Source organism: Flavonifractor plautii ATCC 29863, assembly GCF_000239295.1.
Classification (GTDB): Bacteria; Bacillota; Clostridia; order Oscillospirales; family Oscillospiraceae; genus Flavonifractor; species Flavonifractor plautii.
In genome coordinates, this window is sequence record NZ_JH417810.1 from 50,522 (window position 1) to 71,127 (window position 20,606).

22 protein-coding genes and 2 pseudogenes are annotated in these 20,606 nt (G+C 56.5%); 4 read left to right on the forward strand and 20 right to left on the reverse strand.

What is annotated here, in order from left to right; genetic code table 11:
• From HMPREF0372_RS12790 to HMPREF0372_RS12810, 6 genes are all read right to left on the reverse strand, one after another.
• Positions 1-175: helix-turn-helix domain-containing protein (locus HMPREF0372_RS12790; protein ID WP_007493154.1), on the reverse strand; the 175-nt coding region annotated here is incomplete at its 3' end.
• Positions 176-293: 118 nt separating this feature from the next.
• Positions 294-809 carry a helix-turn-helix domain-containing protein gene (locus tag HMPREF0372_RS12795; protein ID WP_007493155.1) on the reverse strand — a complete coding sequence of 172 codons (516 nt, stop codon included), beginning with the start codon at positions 807-809 and terminating at the stop codon, positions 294-296.
• A 74-nt stretch (positions 810-883) separates the two neighbouring features.
• A complete protein-coding gene (locus tag HMPREF0372_RS12800) occupies positions 884-1,279 on the reverse strand; it encodes an SRPBCC family protein (protein ID WP_007493156.1) in 396 nt (131 codons plus the stop codon).
• A gap of 4 nt (positions 1,280-1,283) precedes the next feature.
• Entirely contained in the window at positions 1,284-1,841 is a 558-nt protein-coding gene (locus HMPREF0372_RS12805; RefSeq protein ID WP_024723293.1) for a DUF3795 domain-containing protein, read from the reverse strand.
• Positions 1,842-1,857: 16 nt separating this feature from the next.
• Positions 1,858-1,995 carry a hypothetical protein gene (locus HMPREF0372_RS19805; protein ID WP_009260955.1) on the reverse strand — a complete coding sequence of 46 codons (138 nt, stop codon included), beginning with the start codon at positions 1,993-1,995 and terminating at the stop codon, positions 1,858-1,860.
• Positions 1,996-1,997: 2 nt separating this feature from the next.
• Positions 1,998-2,321 (reverse strand): TfoX/Sxy family protein, encoded by a 324-nt coding sequence (locus HMPREF0372_RS12810; RefSeq protein WP_007493162.1) that lies wholly within the window; start codon positions 2,319-2,321, stop codon positions 1,998-2,000.
• Positions 2,322-2,512: 191 nt separating this feature from the next.
• Between HMPREF0372_RS12810 and HMPREF0372_RS12815 the strand changes: the two genes are divergently transcribed.
• The 4 genes from HMPREF0372_RS12815 (at position 2,513) to HMPREF0372_RS12830 (ending at position 6,141) form a co-directional block, all read left to right on the forward strand.
• Positions 2,513-3,049, forward strand: a complete 537-nt coding sequence (locus HMPREF0372_RS12815) for a dihydrofolate reductase family protein (protein WP_009260956.1) — start codon at positions 2,513-2,515, stop codon at positions 3,047-3,049.
• Positions 3,050-3,054: 5 nt separating this feature from the next.
• Positions 3,055-3,498 (forward strand): GNAT family N-acetyltransferase, encoded by a 444-nt coding sequence (locus tag HMPREF0372_RS12820; protein WP_024723295.1) that lies wholly within the window; start codon positions 3,055-3,057, stop codon positions 3,496-3,498.
• A 627-nt stretch (positions 3,499-4,125) separates the two neighbouring features.
• Positions 4,126-5,502 (forward strand): MATE family efflux transporter, encoded by a 1,377-nt coding sequence (locus HMPREF0372_RS12825; protein WP_007493170.1) that lies wholly within the window; start codon positions 4,126-4,128, stop codon positions 5,500-5,502.
• Positions 5,503-5,517: 15 nt separating this feature from the next.
• Complete coding sequence (locus tag HMPREF0372_RS12830) at positions 5,518-6,141, forward strand: CatB-related O-acetyltransferase (RefSeq protein WP_007493172.1); 624 nt, start codon at positions 5,518-5,520, stop codon at positions 6,139-6,141.
• 371 nt (positions 6,142-6,512) lie between these two features.
• On the opposite strand, the gene HMPREF0372_RS12835 is transcribed toward HMPREF0372_RS12830, so the two are convergent.
• From HMPREF0372_RS12835 to HMPREF0372_RS12905, 14 genes and pseudogenes are all read right to left on the reverse strand, one after another.
• Positions 6,513-7,391, reverse strand: coding sequence for a DUF4261 domain-containing protein (locus HMPREF0372_RS12835; RefSeq protein WP_007493176.1), 879 nt, complete (start codon positions 7,389-7,391; stop codon positions 6,513-6,515).
• Positions 7,392-7,720: 329 nt separating this feature from the next.
• Positions 7,721-8,230 (reverse strand): annotated as a pseudogene (locus HMPREF0372_RS12840) (SF0329 family protein); the annotation flags it as partial.
• 11 nt (positions 8,231-8,241) lie between these two features.
• Entirely contained in the window at positions 8,242-8,577 is a 336-nt protein-coding gene (locus HMPREF0372_RS12845; protein ID WP_007493180.1) for an SMI1/KNR4 family protein, read from the reverse strand.
• Positions 8,577-14,184: pseudogene (locus tag HMPREF0372_RS12855) on the reverse strand (immunity protein Imm33 domain-containing protein). Before HMPREF0372_RS12855 ends, HMPREF0372_RS12845 begins: the two are co-directional and overlap by 1 nt.
• A gap of 15 nt (positions 14,185-14,199) precedes the next feature.
• Complete coding sequence (locus tag HMPREF0372_RS12860) at positions 14,200-14,550, reverse strand: DUF6547 family protein (RefSeq protein ID WP_007493186.1); 351 nt, start codon at positions 14,548-14,550, stop codon at positions 14,200-14,202.
• 25 nt (positions 14,551-14,575) lie between these two features.
• Positions 14,576-15,052 (reverse strand): RNA 2'-phosphotransferase, encoded by a 477-nt coding sequence (locus tag HMPREF0372_RS18775; RefSeq protein WP_007493188.1) that lies wholly within the window; start codon positions 15,050-15,052, stop codon positions 14,576-14,578.
• Between the two features lie 107 nt (positions 15,053-15,159).
• Positions 15,160-16,128, reverse strand: a complete 969-nt coding sequence (locus HMPREF0372_RS12870) for a hypothetical protein (RefSeq protein WP_007493190.1) — start codon at positions 16,126-16,128, stop codon at positions 15,160-15,162.
• A gap of 11 nt (positions 16,129-16,139) precedes the next feature.
• Positions 16,140-16,550, reverse strand: coding sequence for a DUF6966 domain-containing protein (locus HMPREF0372_RS12875; RefSeq protein WP_007493192.1), 411 nt, complete (start codon positions 16,548-16,550; stop codon positions 16,140-16,142).
• The gene (locus HMPREF0372_RS12880; protein ID WP_007493194.1) at positions 16,550-16,861 is read right to left on the reverse strand and encodes a DUF6881 domain-containing protein; all 312 of its coding nucleotides are present in this window, start codon (positions 16,859-16,861) and stop codon (positions 16,550-16,552) included. The genes HMPREF0372_RS12875 and HMPREF0372_RS12880 overlap by 1 nt, the downstream gene beginning before the upstream one ends.
• A 65-nt stretch (positions 16,862-16,926) precedes the next feature.
• A complete protein-coding gene (locus tag HMPREF0372_RS12885; protein WP_009260970.1) occupies positions 16,927-17,385 on the reverse strand; it encodes a C-GCAxxG-C-C family protein in 459 nt (152 codons plus the stop codon).
• A complete protein-coding gene (locus HMPREF0372_RS12890) occupies positions 17,373-18,242 on the reverse strand; it encodes an NADAR family protein (protein ID WP_007493197.1) in 870 nt (289 codons plus the stop codon). The genes HMPREF0372_RS12885 and HMPREF0372_RS12890 overlap by 13 nt, the downstream gene beginning before the upstream one ends.
• The gene (locus HMPREF0372_RS12895) at positions 18,226-18,504 is read right to left on the reverse strand and encodes a hypothetical protein (protein ID WP_174269969.1); all 279 of its coding nucleotides are present in this window, start codon (positions 18,502-18,504) and stop codon (positions 18,226-18,228) included. Before HMPREF0372_RS12895 ends, HMPREF0372_RS12890 begins: the two co-directional genes overlap by 17 nt.
• Before the next feature lie 2 nt (positions 18,505-18,506).
• Positions 18,507-19,106, reverse strand: coding sequence for an SIR2 family protein (locus HMPREF0372_RS12900; protein WP_039997478.1), 600 nt, complete (start codon positions 19,104-19,106; stop codon positions 18,507-18,509).
• A 12-nt stretch (positions 19,107-19,118) separates the two neighbouring features.
• Entirely contained in the window at positions 19,119-20,600 is a 1,482-nt protein-coding gene (locus HMPREF0372_RS12905) for a hypothetical protein (protein WP_007493203.1), read from the reverse strand.
• Positions 20,601-20,606: the final 6 nt, after the last annotated feature.

Here is a 20,606-nt window from a genome sequence, read left to right on the forward strand (position 1 = left end):
GCCGGCGCTGGCGGATGTAGTCGCCCACCGTCATACCGCACAGCATGGCAAAACCCTTCTGAAAGTAAAAAGGGGATAGGGCCGCCTGCTGCGCGATCTCCCGGATGGTCAGCTCCTCCCGGAGATGTTCTTCGATATACTGGATCGCCTGATGAATGCTTGCTACCCAATCCATTGGTCACACCGTCCTTCTGGATTCAGCATAGCAGAATGTAAGTGACTCTGCCCGACTTTCCGTGCCTATATTTGTCCGGTGGTAGCTATCTCCATGTTCAGTGGTGCACTCTCCCAATTCATACCTTATGTTTTTTCCGCGTCAGGAAAACGCCGACCGTTGCCGCGATCAGAGCAAAGGGCGCCAGACGGACAAAGCCCCATTCAAAGGCGTGGATGGCCACCCCCATAACGGCGGTTTCCGGGGCGCTGTAATCCCAGCCCAGATAGGGACTGTTTACCGCGGCCAGAACCGCGGCGACGGCCAGGATGCCCCCGCACACCGCGATGAGCAGCCAGTGGAGGGCCGCCCGCCGCACGGCCTTTCTCCGGGCAAACTGCAAATTGATGATCTCCAGCTTTTCCGAAAGGGCTTTGACCTCGTCCGCCTCCGACTCCGCCACTGTCTCGCCCAGCAGCGTGCTCACAGGCGTCTCCAGGGCCTCCGACAGGGCGATCAGCAGATCGGAGTCCGGGACGGACAGGCCTTGCTCCCATTTTGAGATGGTCTGCCGCACCACGTTTACCTTGACCGCCAGCTCCTGCTGGGAAAGACCTTTGGATTTCCGAAGGGCTTTGATAGTTTCGTTCAACATATGGGCTCACTCCTTTCACCCCCCATTGTAGGGAAAGCGGCCCGTTGCCGCAAGCAACGCAGAGTAACACGGTCCTATTTTTGCAGTTCCCGCCGCAAATCGTCCAGATACCGTTTCTGCTGCCGCTTCAGGTATCCGGGGACAAGGGGGCGCATCCACCAGTGTTTGGCGTTAACGGTTTCGATGCAGGTTAGCCGGGCGCCGCCCTCCGCCGTCTCAAAGATCCCCACCCAGGTCCCGGACATGCTGCCGTTTTCCATGGTGAATGCCCAGCGGCAAAGCGGCTCGCAGGCCGTAACGGTAAAATTCGTGGCATAGCCGCTTTTGGTGTGTTCCACAAAATAGGTTTCATTCAAAATTTCCACCCGGGCCAGGTCGCCGCGCCAAGCGGTATTCATTAGGTCGGTCACGGTCTGCCACACTCGCTCCACCGGGCAGGGGAAGTGGACGGTCACCCTGGAAGCCGCCATGGGATCACCCCTTTTTCGGTTTCTTGTTTAACTTCAGACTGACGCCCCGGCGGTCCGCCGCCTGTTGGACCAGCTCCACAGCGGCGAGGGCCCGCTCCTTGACAGATTGCCCAGCCAGCTCCGTCCGGCTGTTCAGATCAGCCATCACGGACTGCAAATCCTCCAGGGGCAGGAGATAGACCGCCGTGTTGAAAAGAGTTTTGCGGCGGCCATCGTTGAAACGGGCCAAAAGTGAATCCAAGATCGCCCGTTTTTCCCCCAACTGAGCCAGATAGGCCTCCAGCCCCAGTTCCCGGACCTTGGCGATGTCCTGCTGTCGGCTCCGGTGAGGGACAAAGGAATCCCAATCGTCGATGCCATCGTAGCGGGGGCAGGGATACTCCCGGCACTCCCAACAAAACTGGATGCCCCCGTGCTCCAGGGAGCACTTAGCCATAGTGCAGCTCTGGTTGCCTGCTCCGCCTCCGCAGCCGGGACAATAGCCGCCCAGATGCATACTGCACAAATCGCAGTTGAGACCGCACAGGGAGAAACGGGTTTCCATGCGGGTAAAGCCTTTCATTCTGTTCGCCCCTCCCTTAAAACCACATGGCCTGCTTCTCAGGCTCGCCATGGCCCCGTGCTGCCAGAAAGCTCATAGCGGGCGCGTTGACGATGCCCGGCGTCTTGGGCGGGAGATAGAATTCCTTGTGCTCTTTCTTGTTGTCAAAGACCATGGTCATTTCCTCCGCTTTCTCTGAGGCCCGCTTCTCAGTGCCTCACAGGTGATACGCACCAGCTCCGTCATCTGTTCCCGGTTCTCCACATCCTCCACCAGAAAGGAATCCCTGGCCCCCTCATAGGGCGGGGCCTTGGGCAGGTCGGGAAACGCCGCTTCGCCCTGCGGGGTGACCTTGACGAAAAGCTGGTCGTCACAGACGACGGCAAAGAATACATCGTCGCAATAAAGGCCATATTCGCCGAACATCTTCCGGCTGCGGATGGCTCCGGCCTCCCGCAACTGCTCGGCCATATAGTTCACAAAATCCGGATGGGACGCCATGTCAATTCCTCCTGTAACGATCGGCCAATGTTTCAGTCAAATCCCCAAGCTGCTCTCCGGCTCTTCCCGCTCCGGCAGCTCCGCCTTTCCTGATTTTTCTGTATTATACCACAGGAACACCACAACTGTCTGTCATGTTTTTTTACCTTGCACTTTTTTTGCCCATTGGGTACAATAGGGGCAGCGGGGGGATGATTGTGGGAAAGATCGTGTTATATCTTGCCATGAGTGTGGACGGATATATTGCGGACGAGCAGGGCGGCGTGAGTTGGCTGGAGGGAGACGGCAGCAAACCGGATACCTCCGGCAGTTATCCGGCGTTTTATGAGACGGTAGAAGCCATCGTCATGGGTTGGACTACGTACCATCAGATCGTCACGGCGCTCTCTCCGGACATCTGGCCCTACGAGGGCCGCCCCTGTTATGTGGTGACCCACCGGCAGAGAGAAAATCGGGAGAATGTCTGCTTCTGGAATGGGGAACTGACCGCCCTGGCCGATCAGCTAAAAACGGAGTCGAAGGGAAACGTCTGGATCTGCGGCGGTGCGTCCGTGGCCAGGCAGCTATTGAAAGAGAACCGCATTGATAAATTGTGGCTGTCAGTGATTCCTACAGTGCTGGGCAAAGGCGTGCGGCTGTTTCCGGGGCTTCATCGGGAACTGCCGCTGAAGCTCGTGGCAACAGAACATTACAACGGAATCGTGGATCTGGTCTACGAAAAGCGGTGACAAGCGTGGAAATCAGAAGGGTTGAAACCAATAAGAAGCAATATCTTGCGCTGCTATTGCTGGCGGATGAGCAGGAGGACATGATCGACCGTTACCTGGAGCGTGGGAGCATGTATGTGCTGGAAGATGACGGAGTTAAGGCGGAGTGTGTCGTAACCGACGAGGGCGGAGGCGTTCTGGAGTTGAAAAACATCGCCGTGGAGCCGGACTTTCAGGGCAAAGGCTATGGGAAAGCCCTGGTGGACTTCCTCATTCGAACCTACGCGGGACAGTATATGCTGCTACAGGTGGGTACTGGGGACAGCCCCTCCACCATCCCGTTTTACGAGAGCTGCGGCTTTTGCAGGCATCATCTGGTCAAGAACTTTTTCACTGACCACTACGACCACCCCATCTATGAGTGCGGAGTCAAGCTGGTAGATATGGTGTATCTGCAAAGAGAACTATGAAAAGCGGAGTGCCTGCCGGCCACTCCGCTTTCTGGCTAATAGGGGTTGCCTTGATATCCGATGTGCAAGAGAGGCTCCGATGGACGGTACCATCTGTCTCTGCGGCTCCTCCGCAGAAATGGTGGCCGGAAGACCGCTCACGTGGGCCCATAGTTGCCGAACTGGGTGTGGCTGCCGCCCTCAATCTCCACAGTGTTTTCCGCGTAGCCGATGTGATCCTCCACACTCTGGTTGAGGGAACTGTGCTCTGACCTGTCAATGACCGTCCATCAGAAGGACATTGACAGGCGGAAGCACACCTGGTATAGTATTTATTGCAGTAAAGCGAGGTGGGCACGATGTTGTTCGGAAAATTCTGCATTGATTTTGGCTCCACACAAGTTTATACCACAAAACATTGTGCGGAGCCTTACTGGAATTTCAACCTGTAAAACCGGGAGGACAGGGCAGGAAGTCACTGCCTTGGGTTTGTTGTGCCCCTTTTTGCAGGCTGACTGGAAAAGATAGACCATTTCAGGCCGCGGACGATGTTTTGTCCGCGGCCTTTTGAGATACCCATTTTAGGGGGATGGAGCAGAGGGCGCACAGTATTGTGCTGCCCTCTGTTTTTTGAAAGGAGGATATTATATGACCCAAGGACAAGATTTATTGACCGGGAGCGTGCCGAAAAAACTGATTCGGTTCGCCTTTCCGCTGTTCCTGGCCAACCTGCTGCAGGCCCTCTACAATGTGGTGGATATGCTGGTGGTGGGCAAAATCGTGGGAAAGACTGGATTGGCCGCCATCAGCAACGCCTCCATGCTGTGCTTTATCATCAATTCCATTTGCATTGGCCTGACTATGGGAGGGAGCGTTCTGGTGGCCCAGTGCAAGGGCGCAAACGACCAAACGGGTCAGCGGGACACGATCGGAATGCTGTTCTTTCTATCGCTGGTGGGTTCCGCTGTTGTTACCATCCTCGGCCTCGCCATTTATGAGGCCCTCTTTCAGGCGTTAAATGTACCGGCGAATGCTTATCAGGATGCCTGCGGCTACATGAAGATCATTTGCTGTGGAACGGTGTTCGTTTTTGGCTATAATGCGGTCTGTTCTATCCTGAAGGGGTTGGGCGATTCCCAAACGCCTCTCTTTTTCGTAGGTGTCGCCACGGTCCTCAATGTGGTGCTGGATGTGCTTCTGGTCGGGCCGCTTTCCATGGGCACGGCAGGCGCAGCCTGGGCCACTATCACGGCTCAGGGTGTTCCCTTTATGGCTTCCCTGGTATATCTACGGCGGTATCAACCGGGCTTTTCTCTTAGAAAAATCGAGTTTCATCGGGAAAAGCTGCTGGCCATCTTGAAGGTTGGCCTGCCCACCGCCATACAGATGGTTGTGGTGAACACGGCCTATCTGCTGGTGACAGGGATGCTCAACCAGTTTGGAACTCCGGTGGCCGCTGCGTCCGGTGTGGGACTGAAGATCAACACCTTTGCCGGGATGCACTGCTGGGCCATCGGTCAGGCAATAACCGCCATGGTGGGCCAGTGTTTGGGGGCTGGCCAAATTGAGCGGGCCCGCAAGGTGGTGTGGTCCGGCCTGTTGCTGAACCTTGTGGTCACTGCGGCGGTAGTGGTGGTGGTCCAGCTTCTGGCCGAACCTCTCATCTGCATGTTTGACGGCACCAGCCCGGAGGTGATCCGCTGCGGGGTGCAGTACCTGCGTACCTGCTGTAGTATAAACAGCCTGATCTACGCCGCGATGTACACACTGGATTCCTTTGCCATCGGCGTGGGAGCAGCCCACGTGGCCATGGTCAATGCCCTGTTGGACGCCGTCGTTGTGCGCCTGCCAGTGGGATGGCTGCTGGCATTTCCCCTCTCTCTGGGCTTTTCCGGGATCTATCTGGGCCAGGCCCTTTCGCCCATCCTGCCTGCTCTTGTGGGGCTGGTCTACTTTAAAAGCAGGGTTTGGGAAGGGAGAACGCCGGTGCATAAACCGCCAGCACAGGGCAGCCGAAACGAGTAAAAGGAGAAAAAGAATATGAATGAATCAAACATCTATCCCCGGACGGGAGACCGTCAGACAGTTTATCTCAAGCATGCCGTGAAAGATCCCAGTATTATTGTCGGGGACTATACCATATACAACGACTTTGTTTATAACCCTGTTGACTTTGAAAAAAACAATGTGCTGTACCACTATCCCGTCAACCAGGACCGGCTGGTGATCGGCAAGTTCTGCTCCATCGCCTGCGGGGCCAGGTTCCTGTTCAACAGCGCCAACCACACGCTGCAATCCCTCGCCACATATCCCTTCCCAATCTTTTTTGAGAGGTGGGGATTGGAGCGGCAACAGGTGGCCAAAGCCTGGGACAACAAGGGGGATATTGTGATTGGAAACGATGTGTGGATTGGCTACGAGGCGGTCATCCTGGCGGGGGTGACCGTTGGAGACGGGGCTGTCATCGGCGCCAGGGCCGTTGTGACAAAAGATGTACCACCCTATACCATCGTAGGTGGTGTCCCTGCAAAGCCAATCCGAAAGCGGTTTTCTGAGGATCTCATCGCGGCTTTGCTGGAACTACGGTGGTGGGATTGGCCGGAGGAACGGCTCAATGCCAATTTAGATGCGATCCAGTCGGGACGGCTCGATCAAATCAGATGACCTGTTTTACGGTCAAAGCTGAGCGGTTCATTTTAATTTGGGGTGTTGTGATGTTTTTGTAAAATATCACTTTTTGACAACCTTGCTTTTGCTGTTTCCGTTTACTTCCAATCTGCCTGTGGTCTTACATTTGGTCAGAGAGCCCTTCTTGACCAGGTGCAGCAAAACGGCTGCCGCCTGGTCGGAAGGGCTCTTTTTCATGTTCGGGTTTTGGGTATTGTACCCTCAGAATGTCTGAGAAGCAAGTTTTTCACATCAGGCATATCAGATTTTATTATGTAATAGACAAAGAATACACCGACTGAACGAAAAATCCACCTAAGGGGACGACAAACATTTCCTCTGACTGCGCAGGAAGTCGTTTTATCAGTTCAGCGTTTTCCGGAAGCATACTCACCCATATGGATGTCTACCACTCCCCTGGGCGGCTGGATCAGAGCATCCTCATATCGGCATTTCCATTGAAGCTCCCGGCTCATCTGGCCGTCCGCTATGCCATCTATCGTTTCCCCATCCTTGATGGGGTTGTCATTCGCCAGAATATACGACGCCGCATTGTAGGCGTGGTTCACCACCCAGTTGGGATCCATTCCGTGGAAATGGTACTGTAGGTCCGGCAGGAACAGGGTACTCATACCCACCGTGTCGATGAGCATATCCTCGGTACCCTGAATGTTAAAGAAACGGACATTGACCCCGAAGCGGATGAAGCGGTCCGCCCCCTCGATCTGGTGAGAACACACATCCTCAGCCAGAAGCAGCTTGCCGCAGTTCTGAAAGTAGAACGCCTCACAGGTGGGATACAGCTCCGCCAGGGCCTCCACAAAGTCAGCATCCAGGTTGGCCCGCTCCAGAACTGGAAGGGCCGCTGCCAGCATATCCGTGGCCACGACCTGATACCGGCACTCCCGGAAGATCCGTTCCCGGCCCTCCTGACAGTCCCACATCTGACTCATGAGGAACGCGTCGAAGCCTTTGCCCTTAAATTTGCTGCAGCCCATCACCATGAGCTGTACCGGAGCCTTGACATCCTTGAATTCCGCCATATGCTCCAGGGCGGCAAAGCCTGCTGTCTTTTTATCGTGACAGAAACACTCCGCCGTCCCGATGTGTTTTTCCATCACGGCGGTCATTTCTGCTTTTCCAGGCATAGACACCGGCTCTTTGAACAGCATCTGAATGAGATAGGGTCCGCCGGGACGGGAGCCTTTTTCATCATCCAGATTTTGCTGGAATACTTCATTGCTCATTTCGTTTCCTCCTTTTTGTTAGGGAATAACTTGAATCGAAACTCCAGTTCCTGCTGGACGATTTCTTGGGGCAGTTTCCAGGGATTGGCTCAGATACCAGTCCTGGTAGGACCGCTTTTCCATGTCCCGCTCCTAAAGGTAGAGTTGATAGCCGGCCTTATCCTGATCATCCCATGTGTCATGCTGTTTTTTGCCTGGACATGGCTTCCGGCAACTGCATCCAATTCCTCCACCGTGCGGCTCGCGGCCCAGGCGTGGTCCATATAGCCGCATGGGAGAAAAGGATGCGATCCGCGACATGGTGGTTCCTCCTGGCTCTTTTTAATCACCATCAGCCCTTCTGCCTGCATCCGGATCACATAGAAGACTCGCACCCAGTCCAGTTCTTGCTCCATGGATTCCTCCAGAGTCAGCAGGCGGCGCTTTCCCAGCCTGCGGTCCAGGAGGGCAAGGATGCGGACAAGGGGATTCTCGCTCACCAGGCTTTTCTCGATGATTTGCTTGTCAAAGATTCTAAACGCCTCATAGAAAAATACGTTGTCAAAGCTTCCGTCGTTCAGTGTCTCTTCATGAGCCAGCCGGAAGGGTGCTTTGGGGGCATCCGCTTCAGCGCCCTCCCGCCGCAGAGCTTGATACCTGTTCCAGTAATTTTTCTCATAGTCGTAATAGTTGCTCCGCAGTATCTCGATTCCGTCCATACGGATGGCCGCCCGGCCGATTTGGTCATGACTTTCTCGGTAGCTGGTGGCAAAATATTGGATGTGCCCGCGGAGAGCCGGGCAGAGGTAATCCTGCTCCAGTTTGTTCCGGATTCCGCTCCAAGTGGATACGCTTGCCATGTTACCACCTCTCAATCGCAATAGATCCCCACAACCAGGATATAGTCATCATCTCCATGGGCATAGTACCATATGGTTTCGTCATCAGGATAGAGCAGAAGCTGGTCGTCACCTGCGTCTTTCCAGAACTCGCCCGATACGCAATACCGCTCTCCATGGAGGGTCAGATCAAACATTCCGAAAAGATCAATGATCACGCCTGTGGATACATAGATGCCTGCGGTCAGCAGGAAAAACTTCCGAACCTGGGACGGAAGCGTAAAGCCCAGCACTTTTTCTCGATTTCCAATCTGCTCCTCTGAATGGTCAGTGTTTGAGTTTTCATCGCCTGCCGGGGCACCTCCCATCAATCCCACCAGAGATACCAGACAGTGGACTGCCGCACAACATCCGCCAGATTGCCCACTGTGGGTTCATCCTGCTCCTGATCCACAATGTCCGGGCAGAAGCCGTACTGCTCTGTGGCTACCTCCATGGCCTTCTCATGGGAAACAGGGGCCGGGAGGTCAAACTCCAACTCGTCGTGGCTCATGGCGGCAGGGATGGCGTCATACTGCTCGAACCAGTATCTCGCTACTGCCATCAGGTCTGGGGTGTCGGGGCACTCATTCCAGTTGCCGAAGGGCAGGTAGGCGAAGATCTCCCAGGGGTTCTTTACCGGGATCTTGGCCAAAATGAGGGGATAGGTCATGTGGCTATCCGAATCCCAATAGCAGGAGAAGCGGTCATTGTCATAGCCGCCCTCCATCTCTCCAAGAACTTCCTCCTCCCAGTCCATGTCATCGTCCTCGGCTTCTTCCTTGCGCTGGCCGGTCAATGCCTCCAGGACTGCCTTGCCGTCCTTGATGGGGGCGGAGAGCATCTTCTTCCGGTACTCCGTCACGGTTTTGAGGTCAAATTCATAGCAGTCCGCGTCGTGCTCCGGGTCGGCGTTCATCACCAGGCACTCCAGCAGCGTCTCGTCGTCCGCTCTGATCAGCACCGGCACGAAGCCCTCATGGGCGGCGTCCCGCCTGGCGTAGCTGTATGCCGACATGATGGGATCGTCATCTGCCATGGAAGGGAAATAGGTGCATTCACAGTCCAGATACTCCATGATGGCCTGAGCCACCTCGGAGGGCTCCAGCGTGTCCTCGTCAAAGTCCTGACCCTGCCAGTTGGCAAAGCATTCTTCCAGTATCTTTGCCATAGCCTGGTAGTAGTCCTCGTCAAAGGGGATGAACAGGTACGCCTCGTCCTGGATCTCCTCGGAGTAATTGCGCTCCGGCCCGATGACGCTGACGGCGTAGCTGTCGATGTCGCTGGGATAGTAAGGGCTGTCGCTCTCTCCATAGTAGTACCCGGCAAAGGCCGCGCCCTTCTCGTTGAATAGAGCGCCAAAGAGCTGTCCCTTCAGTACATCGCGGATGAAAGAACGCAAGTCCGCTTGCTTGATATCTGCCAGAAACGCCTGATACTGCTCGCTGTACCGCTCGATAAATTCCACACTCATCAGGTCATGCTCCATGCACCAGCGCAGGTAGATGGCCATGTGATTATAGGCGTTGATCTCGTCCACCGGCAGATGCTTCTCCCGGATGGTCTCCAGATGCCAGGCAGCATCGTCCATATTGCCTATGAGGTTCCCGTCCGAAAGGGTACCGCTGGTAGCGGCATTCTGACGGTCAGGCTCCGCCACAAAGCTGATGCCGTTCATTTTATCCAGCAGGGCGTCCGCGTCGTGGGCCAGTTTGTACTCCAGCTCGTCCCGGTAGAGGGGGAGCACCTGGTAGAAGTTGACCTCCTCGCCGCCCGGCAGGGTGCAGACCTCGCTGCCGTCCTCCGTCCCCTGGGGGGGGCGTGAGAATGGCGGCGCACAGCTTCGTGTTCTCTGCAAAGTCCTCCTCATTGTCCATGGTATGGCCGAAACCCAGCCAAGTATCGCTGGCAATGGGCAGTCGGGCCAGGGTTTTCAACAGGCGGATGGGCCAGTACCACCGCTCATTCTTCAGATCCTCATGCTTCAGCTTCCAGTTCCTCGGCAGCGCGATGGCCAGCTCCGCCCGCTCCAGCTTGTATTCCGCCAGCGCCTCCGGCACATTCATCCGGTGGGCGCCCATGCCCATGGTGACCAGGGTGTAGTAGTCCCGCTCCTGGGAGGGCGGCACCACGCAGATGTCCACATGGATGTCCGGGGAAGACAGCTCATGGAACACATGCCCAAACTTGCCGAAATACTGCTGGATGTGCCCCTCGACGGCCGCCAGTTCCTCCTCCGTATAGACCTCGGGAACACTGGATTCCTCATCCTGGGGGGCTTCACCGTCCGGGCCGTCCTCACGGTCATCATCCGGACCGCCAGCCAATGACTCCCAGGAGATCTTTAGGGTCATCTGATCTTCCGGCAGGCCGACGCCGGGGCTGCGGGTGATGGCGTGCTTATCATCCTCCGCAAAACCGATGGTTTCCCCAGCGTGGAGTTCCATATCATTCTCCAGCACATAGGAGGCAAGGCTGGCCAAAAAGTCCCGCAGGTCGCCTGGCTCGGCATCGGTGCCCAGCACCTCCATCTCGTCCTTGCCGAACACATCCATGCCGTAGGTATAGCCGTTCATGCCGTTCTCATCCCGCCAAAGACCAAACCAAATCCAGTTGAAGATGGGCAGCTCGTCCTCCCGCATCATGTCTGCAAAGCCCTCGTAGAAGCGCGGTTCAAACACTACGCCGCTGGTGTAGATGCCGGTGGCGTATTTCTGGCGGCAGCAGGCAGCCACCAATTTGGTATAGAGTTTGCCCTTCTCCAGAACATCTTCCTCTTTGCCAAGCACCGCCACCATGATGTGGGCGCGGTGCTCCCTGGCAGCTTTTACGGCATCCTCCCACATATAGTTGTTTTCCGCGTTGGCCTCGGCTTCGCCGCCGGGAATGGGACAGGCCGCCAGACTGACGGCAGCGACCATGCCGCCCACCTCGAATACCAGGGCGTCGTCGCTCTTGTCCTCGCTTGCGTCGTATTCCTCCACGGGGATGTCCCATTTTTCCTTCATGTCCCGGATGAACTGCGCCTTGTCCCATTCTCCCCTGGACAGCAGGACAAAGCCGGTGAAGACGCCCGTGTGGTCTGTCTCGCCGTCTGTTTCCGCCTCGCCCCGCTTTGCGATCTCCTCCTGGCACTCCCGGATCACCGCCGGGGCGTTCTCATCCTCAGGGTCCAGCTCCGCCCACCGCTGGGCGTAGGGAATGGCTTTCTCCTCCTGCTCAAAGAGATACTGATAGGCATAGGCCATCCGCATGTTCCACTCCGCCTTGTCCTGGCCCTCCTCCCGAACGGACTCCAAGACATCGATGGCGCGGAGCAGGGCCTTGTCTCCCTTGTAACGGGGCGTGCCCTCGTCATGGTCCCCAATGATGGCGTAGTTTTCCAGCGCTCGGGCCAGAGCGTAGGTCGTGCGGTAGTTCCGCCAGTCCTCCGGGATGGCGTTCAGCGCCTGGATACAGCGGGTGTACTCGTCCTCGTCGTTCCACTGCTCGATCTGTGCGAAAAACTCCTCCGCATTCTCCGGGGTGTAAGGGATATAGTCCATGCCCGTCAGCGTCTCGTCCAACTCGGCGGCCTGCCCCTCGTCAGCCGGCTCCTCCTCAGGTGGCGCTTTCAGGTTCACCGTGCCCGCTTCACGGCGCAATGTGTGGAAGCTGGCCCAGGGAATGCCGCTGTCCTCAAAGAACGCCTTGGCCATCCTGAGTGCGGTGCGAATGTCCCAGGCAATAAAGTCCACATAGCCGCAGAAGAGACCGGTGGCCCCGCCTGTGAGGGTGAGCACTTCCGGGCCTTCCCCGGAGGTGAACACCTCCTCCAGCTTGTCCCGGAAGTCGAAGAGCTTCTGGCTTCCTTCTTCCTCCCGCAGGGTATCCAGGGGATAGCAGAAGAAGCCCGCCACCGCGCCGTCGGCATGGAGAGCGTCCATGAAGTCGTTGTCTTCGTTCAGATAGCCGTTGATCAGAGGCACGCAGTTGGTGGAACCGGCGATCACATCCAGCCGCCAATCGGCGTCCGGGTCTTTATTGGGCTCCATTTTGTAGGCGAGGCAGCTGTCTAAGTACGCTTCCGGGGCGGTGGAGAGGTCCACCCCCCGCTCTTTCAGCTTGTCCGGCAGCTGGGAGAGGAGAAGGGAAGGCTCCGCCCTGGGCCCCTCCAGCACATCGAAGCCGTCGATATACCACATGTGGGAGATCTCACCCAGCACCTGGTCGGTGAGGGTGGTTAGCATCCACCAGGCCCGGCCTTCCTCTTTCCGTAGCATGGGCAGCAGCTTTTCACAGTAGGCGGAGATAGTAAAACTGTTTTCACCCTGCTCCTCCAACCAGATCTGCACGTCATCCCCGGAGATATCCCAGCCGTCGTCAGTGCGCAGGCCGATATCCCGGATGGGCTGGCGGCCCACCAGGATGTTCCAGTGTTCCAGCACCTCCTTGGGGGCGTGCTTCTGAAAGTAGACCAGTTCAAACAGCTTGACCCTGTCCCCCTCCGGGGTGAGGATCAGCTCGTACTTCTCTCCGTTGAAGCCCATTTCGAAGGAGATCTCGTCAAAGACCAGGTTCAAAGTATCTTCCATTTGGGCCACAATCTCCGCGCCACGGGTGTGATCCTTGTCCTCGTCCATCATCTGGCGCAGTGCCCCTTCCATTTCGGCAAAGGTTTCCCACCAGTCCTCTGTCCGCTCCCGGAAGCACTCCGAGAACTGCGGCAGGGCAATGCCTTTCTTGCACGAATCAATCAATTCTTTGGTATCCGCGTCATCCGGGCGGGCCTCCAGCGCCTTTTCAAAGTACCGAAGGGCGCGCCCCTCCTGGTCCAGATAGTAATAGGAATAGCCCATGCGGAAGTTCCAGTAGTGGTCGCCTTCGAAGTATTCCTCATGGGGCTTCAGCAAAGCAATCGCCTTTTTGAGCATATCCTTGCCGCCTGACTTATTTGGGTCTGCCAGATTGTTATAAGCCCGGGCCAGCTCACTGTCCATCTCAGGAGTGCGTTCCTCGGCGGGAATGGCCTCCAGCGCGTCAATGATCTTCTGGTATTCGTCGTTTTCATGCCACTTCTGGCACTGCTGTAAAATGTCCATATCCGGTTCCTCCTCATTTTCTGGTTTCCAATCTTTAATCGGCTGGAACACGCCATGCTCATCCCGCTCAAAGGCGCAGGGGGCGGGCGTATTCAAAAGCGGGATAATGTCGGAATCGTCGTTGCAGATCGTGTTCAGCTTGTAAAGCCCGGCGTTGTTGGGGTCGTCCATGTAATCATCGCTCTCGTCACCGGCGGTGAAGCGCCAGCCGCTGTCCCAGTCGCCATCCGGCTCCTCCCGGTAGCAGTAGCCAACCTTGCAGCCCTCCACCGTGATGCGGTTGGTGGCGATGCAGCCATCGGCCCCAGCCCAGTCGGGGAGCAGATTCTTCATGTCCTCCGCCTTCACATGGTAGCTGCGGTTGCGGCCAGCGGACTCGTACAGCTCCTTTCGCAGCGCCGCCACCTGATGGGCCATCTCCTCGATCTCCTCATCGCTCATCAGATCGTGGAGGTCATAGGACAGGGGATCTTGGGCGAAATCTGCCAGAGCCTTGTCCATAGCGTCGTGTTCCTCTGCCGTGGCTGTGACACGGATGCGGCGGGAGGGGGTGTTATACTCGTCCAGATCATGGAGGTTTACCCCGCCGCTGACACTGCACTCCAGCAGGATAGCGGCCAGATCAGTGACTACATCAATGGCGAAGTGAAAGTCGATCTCCACGCCATTGGAGTGGGTGAACTCAAGATACTCCACCGTTTGGTGGAAGTCCCAGTTCTGCTTGTCCAGCCCGATCTTGGCAAAGATTTCGCTGAGAGGGATCTCCTCTTTCTTCTGGTCCTCCAAAAACGCCACAAGGTTCAGACTGTCATCGGAACCTCCAATAAAGTTGCCCCAGTATTTGTCGATATACATCCGTCATGCCTCCTTTTATTCCGGCCACTCATCGCCGTCACAACGGCTGATGAAGTCATAGTGCAGGCTCTCAAAATAGTCGTTGGGATAGGATTCACCATCCTGATGAAGCTCCAGTCCCTCCAGATCTATCATCTCATTGATATATGCAAGGGCATCATGGATACCCGCAATGTGTTCGTCCTGAAGTATTTCAGCCAGCACTTCTCTCTGCGCTGGTGTCAGTGCGGCGAAAAGATCGTTTTTTGCCTTGTTGTCATCCGTTTGGGGGAAACCATCGCCCTTGATCCACCGGGCCGTCATGCTGTCTTTACGCTCCACAAGGCCGTCAATAAATGCTTTATACAGTTTCAGCTCCTTGCTCATGGCAGATCCTCCATTCCCAAGCAATTTATTTCCGTATTAAACTCCCGTTGTCAATGAGGGCAGCCTCCCGGATGCGCCGGAGGGATTCCGGTTCCAGCAAAAGCTCCCGCAGGTTCGGGTCCTCAAAGAAGGACATGGGGCGGAACCTGTGTCGGCCCGGCCACCTCCCACAGCCGCTCCGTCGCCAACCGCTTCGCGGTCTGGAGCGCCTTCTCCCGGTCGCCCAGATAGGGATAGCGCCCGATAGGAGGACTCCGCCAGCGGAAAACCGCTGGGCCGTTCCGTGGTACAGCGCCTCCGGCGGCTCGGTTACGGGGAGTCCTACATCCACTTGGATGGAGTGCCCCTGGTTGGCTCGGATCAGCGTCCGGTCTTCATTGAAGGCATACCGCTGTTTGCTGTCGCTCCTCACAATCTCCTCCAGAATGTCCCGATTGATGGGGTACTTCTTACCGATGCCCGCCGGCAGCGCATTGACATCCGCCCAGCCATGGGCGTCCAATTAGGTTCTGATGACCTCCGGCTTGTGCCGAAGGATTAAACTCATATTTGCTGATCTTTGTAAGATCAGGTGTTGTCTCTCTCGTGCAGTGTCCTCCAAATGATCTCTCAAGCTGACTCTATCCGGATGATGGGCCGGTAGAAGTCATAGTCGCCGTTCAGTTCCTTCTCCTCCTGCACTTCCGGCTTACAGTGCGGCGAACAGGGCAGGAAGCCGAGAAAGATTCCCAGTCCGCCGCAGATGCTGCGCCCGCCATCGCCGCCGCAGGTGGTAAACCCTTTGGCTTTCACCACCTCCCGCATATAGGGGTCATAGGCGACGGACAGGCCGAAGAAGTTGGGTTCCTCCATATCGAAGGGCTTGTCCTCATCCTCCGGACGTTCAAAATGGTGCAGATGCATGGAGTAGTCCATTCCATCCCCCCAGGGGAACAGGGTGCGGCACCCGCCGCCGCACAGATAGGCCCACTCGTCCGCCGTAGGCAGCGAAAGGCCCTGCTTCTCCAGTTGGTCAAGAAGCGCACCGTAGTCTGTGCGGTTATAGATCCAGATCTGAAAGCCCTTTTCCGTCCGCTCAATACGGGCTGACTGGTGCAAGGTAAGGCTGTCAAGGTCGCTCCAGGCAAAATCCCGGAACTTCTTCAGCCAGTCGGGGCGGGCGGTCAGTCTGGGATCGTCCATCTTGACCGGCTCCCAACACAGCTCCTCCAGCTCCCGGCCCACCAGCATAGGGCCAATGGCTGCCTGCCGAACGGGAGCCATGCTTTCACGGATCATCTCCTCCGAATCACACTCCATCTCCCATTCCTGGAACAGATAGTCCAGTTCCTCTCGACTGTCCTGATTCAGTCCCACAGCGAACCGTTCCCAGCCCAAGGTGACGGTATCGCCGGGGACAAAGACGAACTCCCGGCCATCTTTTTCGAATATGCCGGTGGTGCAGCTTTGGCCCCAGCGGTCAAAGGTATGTAGACCGAGGAAGGTCATAGCATAACGACCAGCCAGGTTCTCCATCAGCACCCGTTTCTCGGTGGTATCCATCTGATTGAATTGGGGGCGAAATCGTTTTTCGTTCATAGCAAGTCCTCCTACAGTCGATCCAGATTATCCTGTAAATTGCCTTGCATCAGATGTTGGGCGATAGCTCGGTTTAGTCCCTTATGGGGATGATAGGATGCCTGCTCTGCATCGTGGACACACTCCTCCATCAATGCCTCTGGTGAAATTCCTTGCCGCTTGCCATTGCGGTGGCTAAAGGTGTAGCACACCGATTTGAGAAAATCGAAGATATAATCATGGTTTCCCCGCATATTGGGCAGATCGTTGAAAGAACCCATTCCGCCGTATGCTAAAAGATGGTGGGCGACCTCCCGCCGCTGGGTCCAATCCTCAATATCCCGCTCCAGCCAGTCGAGCCAGTTTTTGAATTCCGGGTGGTCTGTCTGTAGGATTAGCCGCAGACAGACCAAGGCCTCAGTATAAATATCTGTCTGTTTCATCAGATTCCTCCTGATTGCTTTAACGCTCCATTGTGGGTGTGGCTCTCCCAGACGGCCTCAAATTCCGTTTTCTCTATCAAACAGGCATGGAACTCCTCGCCCCAGACATGGGCGTTGAATTCCTCCACGGTGGGAATGGGTGTGATTTCAATGGCTCCGTCGTAAAGGTCAGGGATGTTGTGGGTGCGGCCGCCGGCGAAAATGTCAATGGAACGGAAGGCCAGCCGCTCATGCTCTGTGTCCACCTCATAGAGGATGACCGGTGGTTCTTCCTCCGGTGCGCCCTCCCAAAAGAGTTTGATGTACTCCACCTTAATACTGCTCCGTCACAGCACGGCGGGCTTCCTCGACGATGGCCTGTTTCTTTTGCCAAAGGTCAGGAGCCAATCTGTCCTGCATCTGCCGGGCGTAAGATGCTGCGGCCCGCCAGCAGCTCCTCCAGTTTTTTGGCCAGCGCCTCCACAATAGCATGGCAGGGGTTTTCGTATCCTACGATCTCCAGCCTTTGCAGCTCGACACAATGGAGTGTTCCATAGAATCCAAGCATAAAGTCTGTTAATTCAGCAATCATCCGATAGCCCTCCATGTTGTTCACATCGGTCTGGCCCTCTTTGGCGGTCATCAGACCGATGATCCCCACCGCCACAGTGAAAGCGCCGCAGCAGGACTGCTCGGTCTGCATCCCAAGGCCCATGACGGAGAACATCTTCCGTGTCTCCTCGGACAAATTCAGATGGTAATATTCATTGCAGGCCATGAACATCGCCTCGGCGCAGGTCAGTTCGGTGCCGATGTGATAGTGGTTGACCAGTTCATAGAGTTTCATTTCTGCCATACCGTACTCCAATCGCAAAGCATTTCATTCTGCGTCACCCGGCGCAGCTCGTCCCGCACCTCCATTAGCGCAAAGCCCAGCAGGTTCTGCCCCCGCCACTTCATCGGGTCCTGGGCCCCCGGGGAGCTGGACGAGAGCCGGATGCCCCAGATGCTGTCATAGGGGCTGGCCTCCACCAGCACGCTGTCCCCGGTAGAGAGGAGAAACTCCCGCAGGTCACGGTTCTGGCTGAATTTGTACCAGTTGCCACCCAGCACAATGGCGTATTTGAACCTGTCCCATACCCTCTGGTCAAAGCCCCGCACCTTGCGGCCCAGGGCCTTGATCTGCCTGGGGTCGCTGCATTTCAAAATCTGGTCCCGGATCTTCCCGTCACCGAACAGCTCAGCTTTTGCGGCCATCATATACTGCTCCATGCAGAGATAGGTGTCAGCGATGGACCAGAAGTCCTCCATCCACCACTGGCTGAGGCAGCTTTTCGTTAGCTGGCCGCCCTCGGCAGGCTGATGGCCCCAGAATAGGTACAGTTCTCGCTTTCTCCCCATGGAAAATTCCTGCTGGAGCCACTGGTGGGTGTACTTGGGCTGGCCCTCCGGCTGCCATGCATCCACCCAGAAGTCACCATGCTCCAGCACCTCAACCTTGTCCTCGTCATCCCACCAGCCCATCCAGGTCACCGGTTCGGGAAAGAGGGGGCGGTATTCCGTCCGCTCCTCCGATGAGAGGGCGTCCAGCCAATCGCCAAATCGGTCTATGTAATCCTCCCCAGAGCCCATGCGCCAGCCGATGGAGTATCGCTCGATCTCCCGGTGAGCCAGCCAAGGGGGAGGCATGATTTTCTTATCCTGTAGCGCCATAGGGTTTGTCCTTTCCTGTTAGATGCTGCCGCAGTTCTTCTGTCATATCCAGTGGAGTACCGTCCAGGGATGTGATTTGTGCCAACTCCGTTTCAGTCAGACTTTTCAGGAAAATGCAGTATTCGTTTGGGTATCCGCCTACAAACTCCATTTTTGGTATCCCGATCTGCTGTGGGTCGGTGATCCACAGGCAAGGCTCCCCCGTAGCCCAAAACTGGGTCAGAGTAAGAACTTGGCCGTTGTAAATAACTTTCTGCTCCATCCTCATTCCCCCTGCATTTTCTTCAGCAGCTTCACGATCCGCTCCCGGTTCTTTGCGGTTTTCATGAAGGTGGGCAGATGGTCAGCCTGGGTCTTTCGTGGGATGCCCAGCGGCTTTTCCCGCAGGTCGGCGCTGAGATAGTCGATCAGATAGGCAAGATGTTCCCGGTTGAGAGACCAGACCGGCTTGCCTTGAAAGGAGGTCAGGAACCACAGTTCCAGACCAAACCAGGGTTCCCTTCCGTCCTTGATCTCAGCGGCATAGGAGAAAGCCTCCGCCGTCTTGTGTACCTCGCCCGACATGGTCGTCCCGCAATAGGGACAGGCCACATGGAGAACGGAAAAGTGCTGCTTTGCCTCATCTTCAATGTCCACCCGATAGCACCTGCCACAGTTCCTACATTGGTTATGCACATCGTAGCGGTAGACCGTCCGGTCGCGGGTTTCTTGATGGCCGCAGCTCAGGCATCGGAAATAAGCATTTTCATCGTCCGCTGTCACAACACCTGCGCGGTTGCATTTTGGGCATTTCACCTGGATGCCGGAGGTCAGGGCGCTGTAGGTACTATATGTAAAATAGGGTTCATCAACCATTCGGCTCATCAATTCATATCCTCAAAAATCTCGTAGCTGCTCAAACTGTTTGATCAGGGCATCTTTCTGGAGCGTATCTCCCGGCAGGGCATCCAGGATACCCCGCAGGGCCATATAAATTTCATCCCGTTCCTCGGTTTCGATAAAGCGCATCTTGTTGAAGGTCTGGGTGTAGGCTGCCACCGCCTCCAGCGCCTGGGTCTGGGCGTCCCCGTCCGGCTCAGCGGCCAGCTTCATCATCTGAGAACGAGTCTTGCGGTATTGATCGGCTGCCTTTTTCGCGGCACTGGCGGGGATATGCTCCGCGCCGTCCCAGCCCCGGAAGGGGTTGTCCAGATTTTGCGCCAGCCACTCCGGTTTCCGGGGCTTGGTGATTCGCAGATCCATGCCTGGCTTGCCTTTCCAGAGCTGTTTTGCCGCTTTTGAAGCGTCCTCCGGCAGGCTGGTCATCCAGAGCCAGTGAAGCTTTGGCATCTGCTCCGGGGTTGGGATGTCGGCCGCGTCGAAGCCGAACAGGTCGAAGGTGGAGAGGTCTGTCAGTTCTCGGAACTGTGCCACAGCAGAGAAATGTCTCAGGTTTCCCGGCGCGCCCCAGAGCCGCAGCTCCTTCAGGCTGGGATGAACAACGGGCAAGCCGGTCAGGTCAAACTCTTCCAGCCGGATACCATGCAGTCCCCACAGGTTCGGCAGCTCCGGGTGGGGGCGGTATTCCCCGATAAATTGGAGGGTTAAACCGCTGCCATTTCCGGCGGCATGGATGGTGCAGGCGTCCGGCCCCTTGTTCTGGAACAGGAGCTGCTCCGTCTCCTCGCCAAGCCACAGTTCCTCCAGGCCAGTCATGTCCAGCATCAGCTTTCTGACGCTGGTGCCCCGCAGATCAAGTGCCCTCTGACCGTGGTTTAGCAGGGTCAGTTCATGGATGAAGGGGTTTCCCCGCAAAAACTCCAGCAGATCCGGGTGCCATTGCTTACAGATGATTTCAGAGAGACAGGGCAGCGCCTCCAGTTCCAGCGCGAAATCAAAGGGGGTATATTGGTCGATCACTCGATGACTGCTGACCTTCACCGGCTTGCCGCCGATCTCCGTTTCCCCGTCGCTCTCTATGGCCTCCTTGAAGGCCCGCCGCCGCTCCTCCGGGATCTCCTGCCACTTGATCTGACGGTACACCTCATAGCCGTCATTCCAGCCGCCGTAGGAGCGGCAGGGCTGGTCGGTGAAGGGCGGCAAGGTGCCCACCAGTGTGTACTGGGGTGGGATCTCTACCGGCACCCGCAGCGGGTGAAGGTCACGGGGCCAGTACATGAAGTCCTTGTAGAGCGGATGGAGATGGGGCAATTCCTCCGCGGTCAGAGGGGCGTCGCCCACCCAATCCAGAGAGAGGATCACCGCCCAGGACTCCTTGCTCACCGTGTCCGGCGGTGCAATATAGGCCACCTGACAGGCGGTGTAGCGTTTCAGGTATTGGTTGTAGACCGTATAGACCGATCCGGCGCTAGCTTTCATGGGGCA

Coding starts and splice junctions, on each gene's coding strand:
- HMPREF0372_RS12870 (WP_007493190.1), bottom strand. CDS start 16,128: ATGAACGAAAAACGATTTCGCCCCCAATTCAATCAGATGGATACCACC.
- HMPREF0372_RS12810 (WP_007493162.1), bottom strand. CDS start 2,321: ATGGCGTCCCATCCGGATTTTGTGAACTATATGGCCGAGCAGTTGCGG.
- HMPREF0372_RS12830 (WP_007493172.1), top strand. CDS start 5,518: ATGAATGAATCAAACATCTATCCCCGGACGGGAGACCGTCAGACAGTT.
- HMPREF0372_RS12875 (WP_007493192.1), bottom strand. CDS start 16,550: ATGAAACAGACAGATATTTATACTGAGGCCTTGGTCTGTCTGCGGCTA.
- HMPREF0372_RS12885 (WP_009260970.1), bottom strand. CDS start 17,385: ATGGCAGAAATGAAACTCTATGAACTGGTCAACCACTATCACATCGGC.
- HMPREF0372_RS12890 (WP_007493197.1), bottom strand. CDS start 18,242: ATGGCGCTACAGGATAAGAAAATCATGCCTCCCCCTTGGCTGGCTCAC.
- HMPREF0372_RS12800 (WP_007493156.1), bottom strand. CDS start 1,279: ATGGCGGCTTCCAGGGTGACCGTCCACTTCCCCTGCCCGGTGGAGCGA.
- HMPREF0372_RS12795 (WP_007493155.1), bottom strand. CDS start 809: ATGTTGAACGAAACTATCAAAGCCCTTCGGAAATCCAAAGGTCTTTCC.
- HMPREF0372_RS12860 (WP_007493186.1), bottom strand. CDS start 14,550: ATGAGCAAGGAGCTGAAACTGTATAAAGCATTTATTGACGGCCTTGTG.
- HMPREF0372_RS12815 (WP_009260956.1), top strand. CDS start 2,513: ATGATTGTGGGAAAGATCGTGTTATATCTTGCCATGAGTGTGGACGGA.
- HMPREF0372_RS19805 (WP_009260955.1), bottom strand. CDS start 1,995: ATGGTCTTTGACAACAAGAAAGAGCACAAGGAATTCTATCTCCCGCCC.
- HMPREF0372_RS12805 (WP_024723293.1), bottom strand. CDS start 1,841: ATGAAAGGCTTTACCCGCATGGAAACCCGTTTCTCCCTGTGCGGTCTC.
- HMPREF0372_RS12905 (WP_007493203.1), bottom strand. CDS start 20,600: ATGAAAGCTAGCGCCGGATCGGTCTATACGGTCTACAACCAATACCTG.
- HMPREF0372_RS12825 (WP_007493170.1), top strand. CDS start 4,126: ATGACCCAAGGACAAGATTTATTGACCGGGAGCGTGCCGAAAAAACTG.
- HMPREF0372_RS12835 (WP_007493176.1), bottom strand. CDS start 7,391: ATGAGCAATGAAGTATTCCAGCAAAATCTGGATGATGAAAAAGGCTCC.
- HMPREF0372_RS12895 (WP_174269969.1), bottom strand. CDS start 18,504: ATGGAGCAGAAAGTTATTTACAACGGCCAAGTTCTTACTCTGACCCAG.
- HMPREF0372_RS12845 (WP_007493180.1), bottom strand. CDS start 8,577: ATGGGAGGTGCCCCGGCAGGCGATGAAAACTCAAACACTGACCATTCA.
- HMPREF0372_RS12900 (WP_039997478.1), bottom strand. CDS start 19,106: ATGAGCCGAATGGTTGATGAACCCTATTTTACATATAGTACCTACAGC.